Annotated in this window: 12 protein-coding genes; 8 read left to right on the forward strand and 4 right to left on the reverse strand. The window is 74.2% G+C overall.

Annotation, left to right across the window (positions count from 1 at the left end):
• The first annotated feature begins 112 nt into the window (after positions 1-112).
• The 3 genes from ACIA8O_RS03740 (at position 113) to ACIA8O_RS03750 (ending at position 4,085) form a co-directional block, all read left to right on the forward strand.
• Positions 113-502: a DUF302 domain-containing protein gene (locus tag ACIA8O_RS03740; protein WP_396291877.1), complete on the forward strand. Its 390-nt coding sequence runs from the start codon at positions 113-115 to the stop codon at positions 500-502.
• Between the two features lie 98 nt (positions 503-600).
• The gene (locus ACIA8O_RS03745) at positions 601-2,751 is read left to right on the forward strand and encodes an MMPL family transporter (RefSeq protein ID WP_396291878.1); all 2,151 of its coding nucleotides are present in this window, start codon (positions 601-603) and stop codon (positions 2,749-2,751) included.
• Between the two features lie 137 nt (positions 2,752-2,888).
• A complete protein-coding gene (locus ACIA8O_RS03750; RefSeq protein WP_396291879.1) occupies positions 2,889-4,085 on the forward strand; it encodes an FAD-dependent oxidoreductase in 1,197 nt (398 codons plus the stop codon).
• A 7-nt stretch (positions 4,086-4,092) separates the two neighbouring features.
• On the opposite strand, the gene ACIA8O_RS03755 is transcribed toward ACIA8O_RS03750, so the two are convergent.
• Positions 4,093-4,257, reverse strand: a complete 165-nt coding sequence (locus ACIA8O_RS03755; RefSeq protein WP_396291880.1) for a hypothetical protein — start codon at positions 4,255-4,257, stop codon at positions 4,093-4,095.
• 131 nt (positions 4,258-4,388) lie between these two features.
• Positions 4,389-4,547 (reverse strand): hypothetical protein, encoded by a 159-nt coding sequence (locus ACIA8O_RS03760; RefSeq protein WP_396291881.1) that lies wholly within the window; start codon positions 4,545-4,547, stop codon positions 4,389-4,391.
• A gap of 128 nt (positions 4,548-4,675) precedes the next feature.
• Between ACIA8O_RS03760 and ACIA8O_RS03765 the strand changes: the two genes are divergently transcribed.
• The 4 genes from ACIA8O_RS03765 (at position 4,676) to ACIA8O_RS03780 (ending at position 10,311) form a co-directional block, all read left to right on the forward strand.
• The gene (locus tag ACIA8O_RS03765) at positions 4,676-5,191 is read left to right on the forward strand and encodes a GNAT family N-acetyltransferase (RefSeq protein ID WP_396291882.1); all 516 of its coding nucleotides are present in this window, start codon (positions 4,676-4,678) and stop codon (positions 5,189-5,191) included.
• Positions 5,192-5,297: 106 nt separating this feature from the next.
• Positions 5,298-6,878: an AMP-binding protein gene (locus ACIA8O_RS03770; protein ID WP_396291883.1), complete on the forward strand. Its 1,581-nt coding sequence runs from the start codon at positions 5,298-5,300 to the stop codon at positions 6,876-6,878.
• A gap of 85 nt (positions 6,879-6,963) precedes the next feature.
• The gene (locus tag ACIA8O_RS03775; protein WP_396291884.1) at positions 6,964-7,599 is read left to right on the forward strand and encodes a TetR/AcrR family transcriptional regulator; all 636 of its coding nucleotides are present in this window, start codon (positions 6,964-6,966) and stop codon (positions 7,597-7,599) included.
• A gap of 246 nt (positions 7,600-7,845) precedes the next feature.
• The gene (locus tag ACIA8O_RS03780; RefSeq protein ID WP_396291885.1) at positions 7,846-10,311 is read left to right on the forward strand and encodes a SpoIIE family protein phosphatase; all 2,466 of its coding nucleotides are present in this window, start codon (positions 7,846-7,848) and stop codon (positions 10,309-10,311) included.
• A 45-nt stretch (positions 10,312-10,356) separates the two neighbouring features.
• On the opposite strand, the gene ACIA8O_RS03785 is transcribed toward ACIA8O_RS03780, so the two are convergent.
• Both ACIA8O_RS03785 and ACIA8O_RS03790 read right to left on the reverse strand, forming a co-directional pair.
• On the reverse strand, positions 10,357-11,895 hold the full coding sequence (locus tag ACIA8O_RS03785) for an MFS transporter (RefSeq protein ID WP_396291886.1): 1,539 nt from the start codon (positions 11,893-11,895) through the stop codon (positions 10,357-10,359).
• Positions 11,892-12,446 (reverse strand): TetR/AcrR family transcriptional regulator, encoded by a 555-nt coding sequence (locus tag ACIA8O_RS03790; protein WP_396291887.1) that lies wholly within the window; start codon positions 12,444-12,446, stop codon positions 11,892-11,894. The genes ACIA8O_RS03785 and ACIA8O_RS03790 overlap by 4 nt, the downstream gene beginning before the upstream one ends.
• Positions 12,447-12,563: 117 nt before the next feature.
• Between ACIA8O_RS03790 and ACIA8O_RS03795 the strand changes: the two genes are divergently transcribed.
• The gene (locus ACIA8O_RS03795; RefSeq protein ID WP_396291888.1) at positions 12,564-13,187 is read left to right on the forward strand and encodes a hypothetical protein; all 624 of its coding nucleotides are present in this window, start codon (positions 12,564-12,566) and stop codon (positions 13,185-13,187) included.
• Positions 13,188-13,203 lie beyond the last annotated feature (16 nt).

Genomic DNA, 13,203 nt, shown 5'->3' on the forward strand with positions numbered 1-13,203 from the left:
CGGCGGGCCCGGGGCCGGCGGCCGACGTGTCGCGCGAGCCGGACCGGGCAGGGCCGGGCCTCGGGCTGACGTGATTCATACCCCCAGGGGTATCCAGAGAAGGAGTGGAAGCATGGAGCAGGGTCTGACCGTCACGCTGGACGTCCCGTTCGCCGAGGCCGTCGCGCGGGTGCGCGACGCGCTGGCCGGGCAGGGATTCGGCGTGCTGACCGAGATCGACGTCCAGGCCACCCTGCGGGCGAAGCTCGGCGAGGAGATGGAGGACTACCTCATCCTCGGCGCCTGCAACCCGCCGCTCGCGCACCGCGCGCTGGCGGTGGACCGCCGGATCGGGCTGCTGCTGCCGTGCAACGTGGTGGTGCGGACGGAGGAGGGCCGGACGGTGGTCGAGGCCGCCGACCCGCAGCTGCTCGTCGGCTTCACCGGCCACCCGGAGCTGGCCCCCGTCGCCGACGAGGCGGCGGAGCGCCTGCGAGCGGCACTCGCCGTCCTGACCGACTGAGCCGCGCGCCGGCCGGCCGCGCCGGCCGCCGCGAAGGCCCGCCCCGGCGGGCCTCTTCTTCGCCCTTTCGCATACCCCCACCCGTATAGGAGCCACTCATGAGCACGCTGGCGGCCGTCACCCCCGAAGTCTCCGAACCACCGTCGCGTCCAGGCCTGTTGGGCCGGCTCGGTCTCTGGTCGGTGGCGCACTTCAAGTCCGTCCTGGTCGGCTGGCTGGTCGTGGTCGCCGCGTTGGGCGCGTTCGCCCCGCAGGTGACCACCGCGCTGTCGGGCGCAGGCTGGCAGGCCGACGGGTCCGAGTCGGTGAAGGTGCGTCAGCTCGCCGAGCGGCACTTCGCCGGGAACGCCTCCACCGCGCTGCAGATCGTGGTGGCCGCCGACCGCCCGGTGAGCGACCCGGCCGTCCGGCAGGTGATCGACCGGGCCGGGGAGCTGGCCGCCGCCGATCCGCGGATCTCCGCCGTGGTGCCGCCGCAGCCGGGGGCGACGGTCAGTCAGGACGGCCGCACCGCCGTGCTGCTGGCCGGGGCCGCTGCCTCGCCGGACGACATGGTGCGCGCCGCGGACGACCTGAAGGGCCCGCTCGCCGCGCTCTCCGGCGGCGGCGTCGAGGTGCACGCGACCGGCGCCTCGGTGCTCTGGAGCGACTTCAACAAGGCCAACCACGACGCCATGATGAAGTCCGAGGTGATGTCCTGGCCGGTCACCCTGGCGATCCTGGTGCTGGCCTTCGGTTCGCTGGTCGCGGCCGGGCTGCCGCTGCTGCTGACCATGGCCGGGCTGGCCGCCTCGGCCGGTTCGCTGGTGCTGATCAGCCATCTCTTCCCGGTCTCCATCTGGGCGATGAACTTCGCCATGATGTTCGCCCTGGCCCTGGGCATCGACTACGCGCTCTTCCTGGTGGTGCGGTTCCGGGCGGCGCGCGCGGCCGGGGGCTCGGACGGGAGGGCGGTGGCCGAGACGATGGACACGGCCGGCAAGGCGGTGCTGCTCTCCGGCGCCACCGTGCTGGTCAGCCTCTCCGCCGTGATGCTGGTGCCCTCCCCGGCCTTCCGCTCGATGGCGGGCGGCATCATGCTCGCGGTGCTCTTCGTGCTGGCCGCCACCCTCACCCTGCTGCCGGCCGTACTGGGCCGCCTGGGCCACCGGGTGGACGCCGTCGCCCTGCCCTGGGCCCGGCGGGCCGGGCACAGCTCCCCGCGCTTCGCCGCCTGGGGCGAGCGTCTCTGGCGCCACCCGGTCCGGTACGGGGCGCTCGCCCTGGTGGCGCTGCTCGCGCTCGCCGCGCCCGTGATCGGCCTGCGCACCGCCATGCCCTCGATCGCCGTGCTGCCCGCGGACGCCGACGCCCGGGCCGGGTACACCGCCGTCCAGCAGGCCTTCGGCCCCGGCGCGCCGGGCGCGCTCCAGGTGGTGGCCCCGGCCGGGCAGGCCGAGGCGGTCGCCGGGCAGCTGGCCGCCGCGCCCGGCATCGCCGGGGTGATGCCCGGTCAGCCGGCCGCCGACGGTTCGGGCTTGACGCTGATCCAGGCCGTCCCGTCCGTGGACCCGTCCAGCCCGGAGCTGGAGCACGCCGTGGACGCGCTGCGGGCACAGCTGCCCGACGGGGCGCTGGTCGGCGGCGCGGCGGTGGAGAACCTCGACCTCCAGGCGCTGCTCACCGCCAAGACCCCGCTGGTGATCGGCGTGGTGATGGCACTCGGCTTCCTGCTCCTGCTGGTCGCCCTGCGGGCCCCGCTGATCTCGGCGCTCGGCACCCTGGCCAGCCTGCTCTCCACCGGTGCGGCCTTCGGCGTGGCCCGGCTGGTGTTCCAGGACGGCCACGGGGCCGGGCTGTTGGGGTTCACCTCGCAGGGCTTCCTGGACGGGTGGGCGCCGGTGTTCTTCTTCGCCATGATCTTCGCGATCGCGATGGACTACACCGTCTTCCTGCTCGCCTCCGCCAAGGAGCAGTACGAGCGCACCGGTGACCCGCGCCGGGCGATGGTCGGCGCGCTGGCCCACTCCGGGCGGGTGGTCTTCGCGGCGGCCGGGGTGATGGTCGCGGTCTTCTTCACCTTCGCGATCTCCGGGCCGCTGCCGCCCAAGGAGATGGGCATCGTGCTCGGCGTGGCGGTGCTGCTGGACGCGGCGCTGGTGCGGCTGGTGCTGCTGCCGGTGATGCTGCGCCTGACCGGGCGGGCCGCCTGGCACACCCCGAGGTGGCTGGACCGGGTGCTCCCGAAGGTGACCTTCTCGCACGGCTGACCGCGTGACGGCCGACGGCCCGGGCAACATGCCCGGGCCGTCGGCGTGCCGATGGTTCGTCAACCGACCACGGCGGTGTGGCCGTTCTGCCAGGATGGGAGGGCGGGTGACCGGGACACGGCAAGAGGGGGCGGCGGATGGCGCGGATCGTGGTGGTCGGAGGCGGGATCGCCGGGACGGCGGCGGCCCTGGCCCTGCACAAGGCGGGGCACGGGCCCGTGGTCCACGAGGCGCACCCGGACACGGGTGAGGACATCGGCGCCTTCATGACCTTGGCCAGCAACGGCATGCGGGCACTGGCCGGCTTCGACGCCGAGCGGGCGGTGGCCGGGGTCGGCTTCGACGTCACCGCGATGAACGTGCTCGACGCCCGGGGCGCGGAGCTGGCCTCCGTCCCGCTCGGGGAGGTGGAACGGCCGCTGGCCCGGTACCGCTGTCTGCGGCGGGCCGAGCTCGGGGCGGTGCTCCAGCGCGAGGTCAGGCGGCGGGGGATCCCGCTGCGGCACGGTGCCCGGCTCACCTCGGTGACCGAGACGGAGGAGGAGGTGACGGCGCACTTCGCCGACGGCTCCTCGGCGGCCGGTGACCTGCTGGTCGGTGCGGACGGGCTGCACTCGGCGGTGCGCGGATGGCTGGAGCCCGGCGGAGCCGGCCCCGAGTACGCCGGGCAGCGGGTGTTCTACGGGTACAGCACGGCCGCCGCGCCGCCGGTGGCAGGCCCGGGCCTGATCACCATGGTGCGGGGCAGCGAGGCGGCCTTCGGCTACCTGGTCTCTCCGGCCGGGCGGACCTTCTGGTTCGCGCGGGTGGCCGCCCCGCCGGTGGGCACCGAGGAGCGGGTGCGGACCGCGCCGGCGCAGTGGCGGGCCTGGCTGGAGCCGCTGCTGAGGCCGGACCGGACGCCCTGCGCGGACATCGTGGCGGGGACGGGCGAGGAGCTGATGGTCACCAACGCCCTCCACCTGCCGGCGGGGAACCGCTGGCGCAGCCGCCGGGTGGTGCTGATCGGCGACGCCGCCCACGCCGCCTCCCCGGCCACCGGCCAGGGGGCGTCGATGGCCCTGGAGGACGCGGTGGTGCTGGCCAAGGCCCTGCGTGACGCCCCGTCGGCCGAGGCCGCGCTGGCCGCCTACGAGGACCACCGCCGTCCCCGCACCGACCTCAACACCGCCACCAGCGCCCGTCTCACCGCCAGCCGCGCTCCGGCTGGTTCCGGTCCGCAGGACGGGCCCCCGCCCGAGGACTCCGCCCGCCCGTCCACCCGACCCGACGAGGCCCTGCTCCGCCTGCTGGACTGGGACACCCCGCTCCCGCTCCGGGAGCCCGGCGCCTGACGGCGGGTCAGGCACGGCCGGTCCGGATCCACTCCCGGTTGACCGCGCAGGCCACGGCGGGGCCGGCCAGCAGGGAGAGGAACCACAGACCGACGGTGAAGGGCGAGTAGAGGTAGTAGATCCACTGCGGCAGCAGTAGGGCCGGCACCACGTAGAGGGTCACGAGGACCATCCAGGTCGCGACCGAAACGATCACGACACGTGCGACGACATCCATCAGGGCCCCCGGCGGCCGGTCAGATATTGAACACGTTCAGTATAGCCGCCGCGGCAAGAGGGGGGTTGGTCGACGGGCGGGGTGCGTCAGCGGCCGAACAGGCGGGCGAGCAGGCCCTTGCGGGTGGACGGGTCGCAGTCGCAGCGGGCGCTCTTGGGGATGCCGGCCAGGACCTGCTCGACGTGCAGGCCGCAGCCCGCGTGGGTGGCCTTGCCGCAGGTGCGGCAGGTGGTGCGACGGCACATGGGTGACTCCTCGGGGGTGGGGGCTTCGAGGTGAGTATACCCCTATGGGTATCCGAGCTGCGCGGAAGGCCGGCCGGGGGAGGGGTAAATCCCTTGCGGGGCACGGCAGTCGACCCCACACTGTGCCGGTGCTGATCAGACGAGAGACCCCCGCCGACGTGGCCGCCGTCCGGGCCGTGACCGCCGCCGCATTCGCCAAGCTGGAGACCGTCGAGCCCTACGAGGTGGAGCTGCTGGACCAGCTGCGCGCCGGGCCGGCCTGGATCCCGGAGCTGTCGATGGTGGCCGAGGGGCCGGACGGCGAGGTGGTCGGGCACGTGGTGTGCAGCCGGGCCCACGTGGACGGGGTGCCGGTGGTCGGGCTCGGCCCGATCAGCGTGCTGCCGGGGCACCAACGGCAGGGCGTGGGGCTGGCGTTGGTGCACGCGGTGGTCGGGGGCGCGGACGCGCTGGGGGAGCCGCTGGTGGCACTGCTCGGCAGCCCGGAGTACTACGGGCGCTACGGCTTCCGCCGCAGTACCGACCTGGGTGTCAACGCGCCGGACCCGACCTGGGGCCGGTTCTTCCAGGTGCGGCCGCTGGCCTCCTACCAGCCGTCCCTGCGCGGGGACTTCGTCTACCCACCGGCCTTCGACCCGGCCTGACGGGCCCTGCGGCGGCACACGGGGTGGGTCGGTCCCCTGTCGGGAAAGGCGTGGTGGCGGCACTCTTGGAGGGCCCGCACCACCCACCCCCGGCTTGGAGGACCGCATGGTGTTCCGCAGTGACTACCCCGCGATCGACGCACTCGACCTGCCGATCCACGACGCGGTGCTCGGCAACGTGGCCGAGCACCCGGACCAGCCGGCCCTGGTGGACGGGATCACCGGGGAGTCCGTCAGCTACGCCCAACTGGACGGCGCCAGCCTCCGGTTCGCGGCGGGGCTGGCCGAGGCCGGGGTGCGCAAGGGCGACGTGATCGCGCTCTACAGCCCCAACACCATCGCCTACCCGATCGCCTTCTACGGGGCCACCCGGGCCGGGGCCACCGTCACCACGGTCAGCTCGCTGACCACCGCCGCCGAGCTGGCCGGCCAGCTGAAGGACAGCGGCGCCCGCTGGATCATCACCATCTCGGCGTTCCTGCCGGTCGCGGTCGAGGCCGCCAAGACCGTCGCCGCCGACGGCGTGCCGGTCACCGAGATATTCGTCTGCGACCGGGCCGAGGGCCACCGCTCGCTCGCCGACCTGATCGCCTCCACCGCCCCCGCGCCCCGCCCGGAGATCGACCCGGCCACCGACATCGCGGTGCTGCCCTACTCCAGCGGCACCACCGGCCTGCCCAAGGGCGTGATGCTCAGCCACCGCAACATCAGCAGCAACCTGCTGCAGACCGACTCGGTGCACGCCACCGGCCGGGGCGAGCGGATCCTCGCGGTGCTGCCCTTCTTCCACATCTACGGGCTCACCGCCCTGCTCAACCACCCGCTGCGCTGCGGCTCCACCGTGGTGGTGCTGCCCCGCTTCGACCTGGAGCAGTTCCTGCGCACCATCCAGGACCAGCGGATCGAGGGGGTCTTCGCCGCCCCGCCGATCGTGCTGGCCCTGGCCAAGCACCCGCTGGTGGACCGGTACGACCTCTCCTCGGTCCGCTACGTGCTGAGCGCCGCGGCCCCGCTCGACGCCGACCTGGCCGAGGCCGCCGCCCGCCGGCTCGGGCTGGACCGGATCCACCAGGGCTACGGGATGACCGAGCTCTCGCCCGTCACCCACGTGGTGCCGCTGGACGACGAGGACCCGCCGGCCGGCACGGTCGGCAAGCTGGTCGCCTCCACCGAACTGCGGGTGGTCGGCCTGGACGGCTCCGGCACCGACCTCGGGGTCGGCGAGCGCGGCGAACTCCTGTTCCGCGGCCCGCAGGTGATGCAGGGCTACTTCGGCCGCAAGGGCGAGACCGACGCGATGATCGACCCGGACGGCTGGCTGCACACCGGCGATGTCGGCCTGGTGGACGAGCGCGGCTACCTGTTCGTGGTGGACCGGGTGAAGGAGCTGATCAAGTACAAGGGCTACCAGGTCGCCCCCGCCGAGCTGGAGGCGCTGCTGCTCACCCACCCCGAGGTGGCCGACGCCGCGGTGATCGGGGTGCGCGGCGCGGACGGCGAGGAGCGGCCCAAGGCCTTCGTGGTCCGGGCGCCCGGCAGCGGGCTGACGGAGGACCAGGTCAGCGCGTACGTGGCCGAGCGGGTGGCCCCGTACAAGAAGGTGCGGGCGGTGGAGTTCGTGGAGGCGGTGCCCAAGTCGGCGGCGGGCAAGATCCTGCGCCGGCAGCTGCGCGAGCGCCAGGACTGACGGCGGCTCAGGAGGGGCGGGCCCGGGGGCGCCCCGCCGGTCTGGCAGGATCGGCGGGGACCACGGACCTGGCAGAGAGGCCGCCATGACCACCACCCCGGCCACCACCCCGGCCGCCCGGATGCCCCAGCAGGACCGCAGCCGGGCGACCCGCCGCCGCCTGCTGGAGGCCGCGGTGGAGTGCCTGGCCGAGCTCGGCTGGCAGGGCAGCACCGTCGCGGTGGTGGCCGAGCGGGCCGGTGTCACCCGGGGCGCGGCCCAGCACCACTTCCGCACCCGGGAGGACCTCTTCACCGCCGCCGTGGAGCACGTCGCGGCCGAGCGGCTGGCGGACCTGCGGGCCCACCTGGACGGCCTGGCGCCGCCGGAGGAGAGGCGGACGGAGGCGGTGGTCGAGCTGATCGTCCGCCTCTACACCGGGCCGCTGTTCCGGGCCGCGCTGCACCTGTGGGTGGCCGCCGCCACCGAGGAGCCGCTGCGGGAGCGGCTGGTCGCGCTGGAGAACCAGATCGGCCGGGAGGCGCACCGCGCCACCGTCGAGTTCCTCGGCGCGGACGAGGCCCACCCGGGTGTGCGGGAGACCGTGCAGGCCACCCTCGACCTGGCCCGTGGCCTGGGCCTGGCCAACCTGCTCACCGACGACGGCCAGCGCCGCGCCGGGGTGGTCCGGCAGTGGGCCCGCACCCTGGACGCGGCGCTCACCGGGAGCCGGAGCGGCTGAGGCCGGGCCCCGGCCGTGACACGACCGTGGCCCGGCAGGTCACAGATCGTCCAAGGTCCTGCACGACCATGTCCGAACGGGCGTCCACTGTCGTAGCCTGTGGCCCGGCCAGCACCCTGACCACCCACCACGTACTCCACCTGACGGACCAGCAGTCGCACCCGCACCCGGGGAAGTGCAGTCTGGTGGAGAGCCGATCCGGCCCGGCCCGGCCGGGGAACGTACCTGACAGGTGATCCCCTGATCATGCAAGGCAGCGAGCGGAACACACCGGACGGCACCGGCCCGGCGGCGGGTGCCGCCCCGGCAGACCTGACGGGCCATCGGCTGGTGCCGTTGGCCACCGCCCTGATCGAGGGCGACGGCCGCATCCTGCACTGGAGCGGCGACGCCGAGGCGCTCACCGGCTACACCGCTGACCAGGCCGTCGGTGCCTACGCCGGGCGGCTGCTGATCCCGGACACCGAGTTCGAGCCCGCCCAGGAGCTGTTCCGTCAGATCATGGCCGGCAAGGGCTGGTCCGGGGTGTACGCGGTGCGGCACCGCGACGGCCACCGGGTCGAGCTGGAGTTCCGCACCTACCCGATCACCGGCCCGGGCGGCGAGCGGCTGCTGCTGGCCACCGCCTCCGACCTCGGCGCGCTGCGCCAGGTGGAGGGCGACCTCGCGGTGCTGGACGGCATCTTCGCGCAGTCGCCCATCGGGATGGCCGTCTACGACACCGAGCTGCGCTACGTCCGCCTCAACGACGCGCTGGCCCGGATCAACGGTCTCCCCGTCGAGGAGCACCTCGGCCGCCGGATCAACGCCGTGCTGCCCGGCATCAACTCCTCGGAGATCGAGGCGGTGATGCGTCAGGTCCTGGCCACCGGACGGCCGGTGGTGGACGCCCGCTCGCACGGCCGCACCCCCGGCGACCCGCGCCGGGACCGGGCCTGGTCGGCCTCGTACTTCCGGCTGGAGGACTCCACCGGGCAGGTGCTGGGCGTCTCCTCCTCGATCATCGACGTGACCGAGCGCTTCCAGGCCGAGGCCCGCGCCTCCCGGGCCCAGGAGCGGCTCGCCCTGCTGGCCGAGGCCACCGCCAGGATCGGCACCACCCTGGACCTCCAGCGCACCGCCGAGGAGCTGGTCGAGGCCGTCATCCCGCGGTTCGCCGACTTCGCCACCGTCGACCTGCTGGAGCCGGTGCTGCGGGGTGAGGAACCGTCACAGCTGGAGCCCGACCGGGGCGTCAAGCTCCGCGCGGTGGCGGTCGGCGAGGCGTACGAGGCCGGCATGACCAGCGCCGCCGACGCCGTCGGCACCACCTCCGAGTACGACTCCAAGCGCACCTACACCGAGTGCCTGCGCAGCGGCCGGCCGCTGCTGCGCCCGCACGTGGACGAGCAGGTGCTGGCCGCCCTGGTGGCCGAGCCGAACCGGGTCGCCCCGGGGGTGCGGGCCGGCATCCACTCCTACCTGATGGTGCCGATCATGGCCCGCGGGATGGTGCTCGGGGGCTCCGAGTTCGTCCGGATGCGCAACCCCGAGCCGTTCTCGGCGGCGGACGTGGCGCTGGCCGAGGAACTGGTGGCCCGCACCGCCATCGCACTGGACAACGCCCGGCTCTACCGCCGCGAGCGGGAGACCGCGCTCACCCTCCAGCGCAGCCTGCTGCCGCAGGAGATCCACCGCACGCTCGGCCTGGAGATCGCCTACCGCTACCTGCCCAGCAGCCTGGTCAGCGAGGTCGGCGGCGACTGGTTCGACGTGGTGCCGCTCTCCTGCGGCCGGGTCGCGCTGGTGGTCGGCGACGTGATGGGCCACGGCATCCGGGCGGCCGCGACGATGGGTCAGCTGCGCACCGTGGCACGGACCCTGGCCACCCTGGACATGCCGCCCGAGCAGGTGCTGACCAGGCTGGACGAGACCGCGATGGGCATCGGCGAGGGCCAGTTCGCCACCTGCATCTGCGCCGTCTACGACCCGGTGGAGGGCACCTGCACGATCGCCTCGGCCGGGCACCTGCCGCCGGTCAAGGTCAGCCCCGACGGGGTCTCCCGGGCGGTCGAGCTGCCGCCCGGCGTGCCGCTCGGGGTGGGCGGGGTGGCCTTCCAGTCCACCGAGTTCACCCTGACCGAGGGCAGCCTGCTGGCGCTGTACACCGACGGGCTGGTGGAGCGCCGGGGTGAGGACATCGACCACGGCATCGGCCTGCTGGCCCAGGTGCTCTCCGGCCGCGGCCGCACCCTGGAGGCCAGCTGCGACGCGGCGCTGGCCGCGCTGGTGAGCGACGGCACCGAGGACGACATCGCCATGATCATGGCCCGGGCGCTGCCGATCCCCTCCGACCGGATCGCCACCCTCCACCTGGACGGCGACGGCCCGGCCCCCAGCCGGGCCCGGAAGTTCACCCGGGACACCCTGCGGGCCTGGGGGCTGGCCCAGCTGACGGACTTCGCCGAGCTGATGGTCAGTGAGCTGGTCACCAACGCGCTGCTGCACGCGGAGGCGCCGCGCCGGCTGCGGCTGTTCCGGGACCGGACGCTGACGGTGGAGGTGGCCGACTCGGGCGGGCAGGCGCCGCGGCTGCGGACCGCCGCCGAGCAGGACGAGGGCGGCCGGGGCATGCACCTGGTGAGCGAGCTGGCGCACCGCTGGGGCACCCGACAGACCAAGGACGGCAAGGTGGTCTGGGCCGAGCTGGAGCTGGACTACCGCTACCGCTGACGCCGAAGGGCCCCTGACGTGGTGTCAGGGGCCCTTCGGCGTGGCTCAGTGCACCAGGTGGTCGGCGGGGCGCTCGGCCGCCGCCGGGTCGTCCTGGCCGCGCAGCTTCCACCAGGCGAACAGCGAGGCGGCCAGCAGCAGGGCGCCCGCCGCGATCGCGGCCACGTTCATGCCGTGCACGAAGGCGGTCCGGGCGGCGGCGGTGAGCTGCCCGCCCAGCTCGGCGGGCAGGGCCGAGGCGGCCTGCACCGCGTTGCCGATCGACTGCCCGGCCTCGCCGGCCAGGGCCTCGGTGCCGGCCGGCATCACCAGGGAGCCGGCGTAGATCGCGGTGACCACCGAGCCCAGCAGGGCGATGCCGAGGGCGGTGCCCAGCTCGTAGGCGGTCTCCGAGACGGCGGAGGCGGCACCGGCCTTCTCCGGCGGCGCGGCGGTGAGCACCAGGTCGGCGGAGAGGGTGTAGACGACGCCCTCGGCCGCGCCGGCGGCCAGGAAGGCCGCGCCGAGCAGCAGGTACGGGCTGCCCTGGTGCACCCAGCCGAGCACCGCGACGCCCGCGCCCATCGCCAGCAGACCGCCGGCCAGGGTGGCCCGGACACCGGCCCGGCGGGCCAGCTGGGCGGTCAGCAGACCGCCGACCACGGCGCCGACGAAGGCCGGCAGCTCGGCCAGACCGGCCGTCAGCGGGGAGTACCCGCGCACCAGTTGGAGGTACTGCGACATGAAGAAGATCACGCCGGAGAGCCCGATCAGCGAGGCCAGCGAGCTCAGCACGGCGGCCGTGAAGCGCGGGTTGACGAAGAGCCGGACGTCCAGCAGCGGGGACTCCAGCCGGAGCTGGCGGCGGACGAAGACGGTGAGCGCGGTGGCGCCGAGCGCGAAGGTCACCGGGATCGGCCAGTGGCCGAGCCCGTCGGCCGTGGCCTCCTTGACCGCGTAGACCACGCCGATCACACCGGCCATCGAGAGCAGCACGCTGAGCACGTCCCAGCGGCCCGGCTTCGGGTCCCTGGACTCGGGCAGCAGCCAGCCGCCGAGCACCAGCAGCAGGGCCAGCACCGGGAGGTTGAGCAGGAAGACCGAGCCCCACCAGAAGTGCTCCAGGAGCACGCCGCCGACCACCGGGCCGAGCGCGGCGCCGGCGGTGGCGCCCGCGCCCCAGATGCCGATCGCGGTGGCCCGCTCCCGGGCGTCCGGGAAGAGGCTGCGGATCAGCGAGAGGGTGGAGGGCATGATGGTGGCGCCGGCGATGCCGAGCAGCGCGCGGGCCAGGATCAGCCAGCCGGGGCTCGGGGAGTAGGCGGCCAGCAGCGAGGCCGCGCCGAACGCGGTGGAGCCGATCAGCAGCAGCTTCTTGCGGCCGATCCGGTCGCTGAGCGCGCCCATGCTGACCAGCAGGCCGGCCAGCACGAAGGAGTAGGCGTCACCGATCCAGAGCAGCTGGGTGCCGCTGGGGTGCAGGGTCTCGCTGATCGAGGGCAGGGCGAGGGAGAGCACGGTCGCGTCGAGCGCGACCAGGGTCACCGCCAGTACCAGGACGCCGAGGCCGAGCCAGCGGGAACGGGCGGCGTGGGTGGTGCTCATTTCTGTTCAGGGCTCCTGAGGGCACCGCCGAGGAAGAGCTCGGCGAGCGAGTAGGCACTGTCACGGGGGGCGAGGCGTCCGTCCTGGACGGCCCAGCCGATGCCGGCCACCAGGTCGAAGAAGGCCTCGCTGAGCCAGCCGGCGGAGAGCTCGACGCGGAACACGCCCTCCTGCTGGCCGCGGAGGAAGAGCGCGCGGACCCGGGCGTCCTGGACCTCCCAGAGGTCGTTGATCTCCTGGTCGTCGAAGAGCTGGTTCTCCCCGGCCAGGAAGGCGCAGAGCGCGGCGTCGGGGACGACGGCGTCCACCAGGCGGCGCAGGGCGGCCTCCGGACTGCCGCTCTCGATCTCCGCGTGGTCCAGCGCCGCGGCGAACTTGCGCAGGCCGAGCGCGCCGACCTCGCGGATCAGCGCCTCGCGGCCGGGGAAGGTGCGGTGCAGCGTGGCACGGCTGATCCCGGCGGCGCGGGCGATCTCGTCGAGGTGGGCGGTCGGGCGGCGGGAGAGCACGCCGACGGCGGCTTCGAGGACGGAGTCGCGGTCTGTGGCCATGGGTCGAGTGTAGAGCAGATGAGACATTGATGTCTCATTCTTGTCTTCGGAGGATCATCTGAGACGAAGGATCACGGGTCCGGCCCGGTGTCGGCGCCGTTGCCTAGGCTGCGCGGCATGGGACTTTCGATTTCGGTGGGGATGCTGCACGACCAGGCGCGCAACGACGCGGAGGGCCTGGAGTACCACCGGCGCGCCTTCGACCGGCTCGCCGCGGCGCTCACGGCCGAGGGCATCGACTGGCAGGAGCCCCCGCTCGACGGGCCGGCCGGTGACCCGGGCTTCTCCGGCGGTTTCCCCTACCGGTACCTGACCCGGCTGCGCCGGGTGCTGGTGCTGGCCGGCCGCGGTGAGCCGGTCGGGCCGGTGGCGGAGGACGGGGCCGAGTGGGAGGCCGCCTGCGAGCTGGTCCAGGACGAGGCCTCGATGTTCGCCTCGCACCTCATCTGCCATGCGGACAACGCCGGTTACTACGTGCCGGTGGACTTCGCCGACCCGCTGTTCCTGCCCGCCGCCGCGGGCGTCGCGGGCGGCGGCATGGTCGGATCCACCCAGCGGCTGCTGCGCGAACTCCTCGGCATCGCACCGGCCTTGGGCATCGCCGTGGACGCGGCCGGCTACGCCACCGACGAACCCTCGGACACCGAGGGGTGGTTCGAGGCCGAGCGCTACGCTTGGCACCAGCTGCACCGCGCGTGCCTGGCTGGCCTCGCCGAGGGCCACGCGATCGTCTTCCACTGACCCGGCCGGGAGACCA

Origin of the sequence: Kitasatospora sp. NPDC051853 (genome assembly GCF_044452665.1) — a bacterium.
Taxonomy (GTDB): Bacteria; Actinomycetota; Actinomycetes; order Streptomycetales; family Streptomycetaceae; genus Kitasatospora.

Excerpts from the sequence above, each read along its gene's own strand:
- ACIA8O_RS03740 (WP_396291877.1), top strand. The coding sequence starts at position 113 with ATGGAGCAGGGTCTGACCGTCACGCTGGACGTCCCGTTCGCCGAGGCC.
- ACIA8O_RS03745 (WP_396291878.1), top strand. The coding sequence starts at position 601 with ATGAGCACGCTGGCGGCCGTCACCCCCGAAGTCTCCGAACCACCGTCG.
- ACIA8O_RS03750 (WP_396291879.1), top strand. The coding sequence starts at position 2,889 with ATGGCGCGGATCGTGGTGGTCGGAGGCGGGATCGCCGGGACGGCGGCG.
- ACIA8O_RS03755 (WP_396291880.1), bottom strand. The coding sequence starts at position 4,257 with ATGGTCCTCGTGACCCTCTACGTGGTGCCGGCCCTACTGCTGCCGCAG.
- ACIA8O_RS03760 (WP_396291881.1), bottom strand. The coding sequence starts at position 4,547 with ATGTGCCGTCGCACCACCTGCCGCACCTGCGGCAAGGCCACCCACGCG.
- ACIA8O_RS03770 (WP_396291883.1), top strand. The coding sequence starts at position 5,298 with ATGGTGTTCCGCAGTGACTACCCCGCGATCGACGCACTCGACCTGCCG.
- ACIA8O_RS03775 (WP_396291884.1), top strand. The coding sequence starts at position 6,964 with ATGACCACCACCCCGGCCACCACCCCGGCCGCCCGGATGCCCCAGCAG.
- ACIA8O_RS03780 (WP_396291885.1), top strand. The coding sequence starts at position 7,846 with ATGCAAGGCAGCGAGCGGAACACACCGGACGGCACCGGCCCGGCGGCG.
- ACIA8O_RS03785 (WP_396291886.1), bottom strand. The coding sequence starts at position 11,895 with ATGAGCACCACCCACGCCGCCCGTTCCCGCTGGCTCGGCCTCGGCGTC.
- ACIA8O_RS03790 (WP_396291887.1), bottom strand. The coding sequence starts at position 12,446 with ATGGCCACAGACCGCGACTCCGTCCTCGAAGCCGCCGTCGGCGTGCTC.
- ACIA8O_RS03795 (WP_396291888.1), top strand. The coding sequence starts at position 12,564 with ATGGGACTTTCGATTTCGGTGGGGATGCTGCACGACCAGGCGCGCAAC.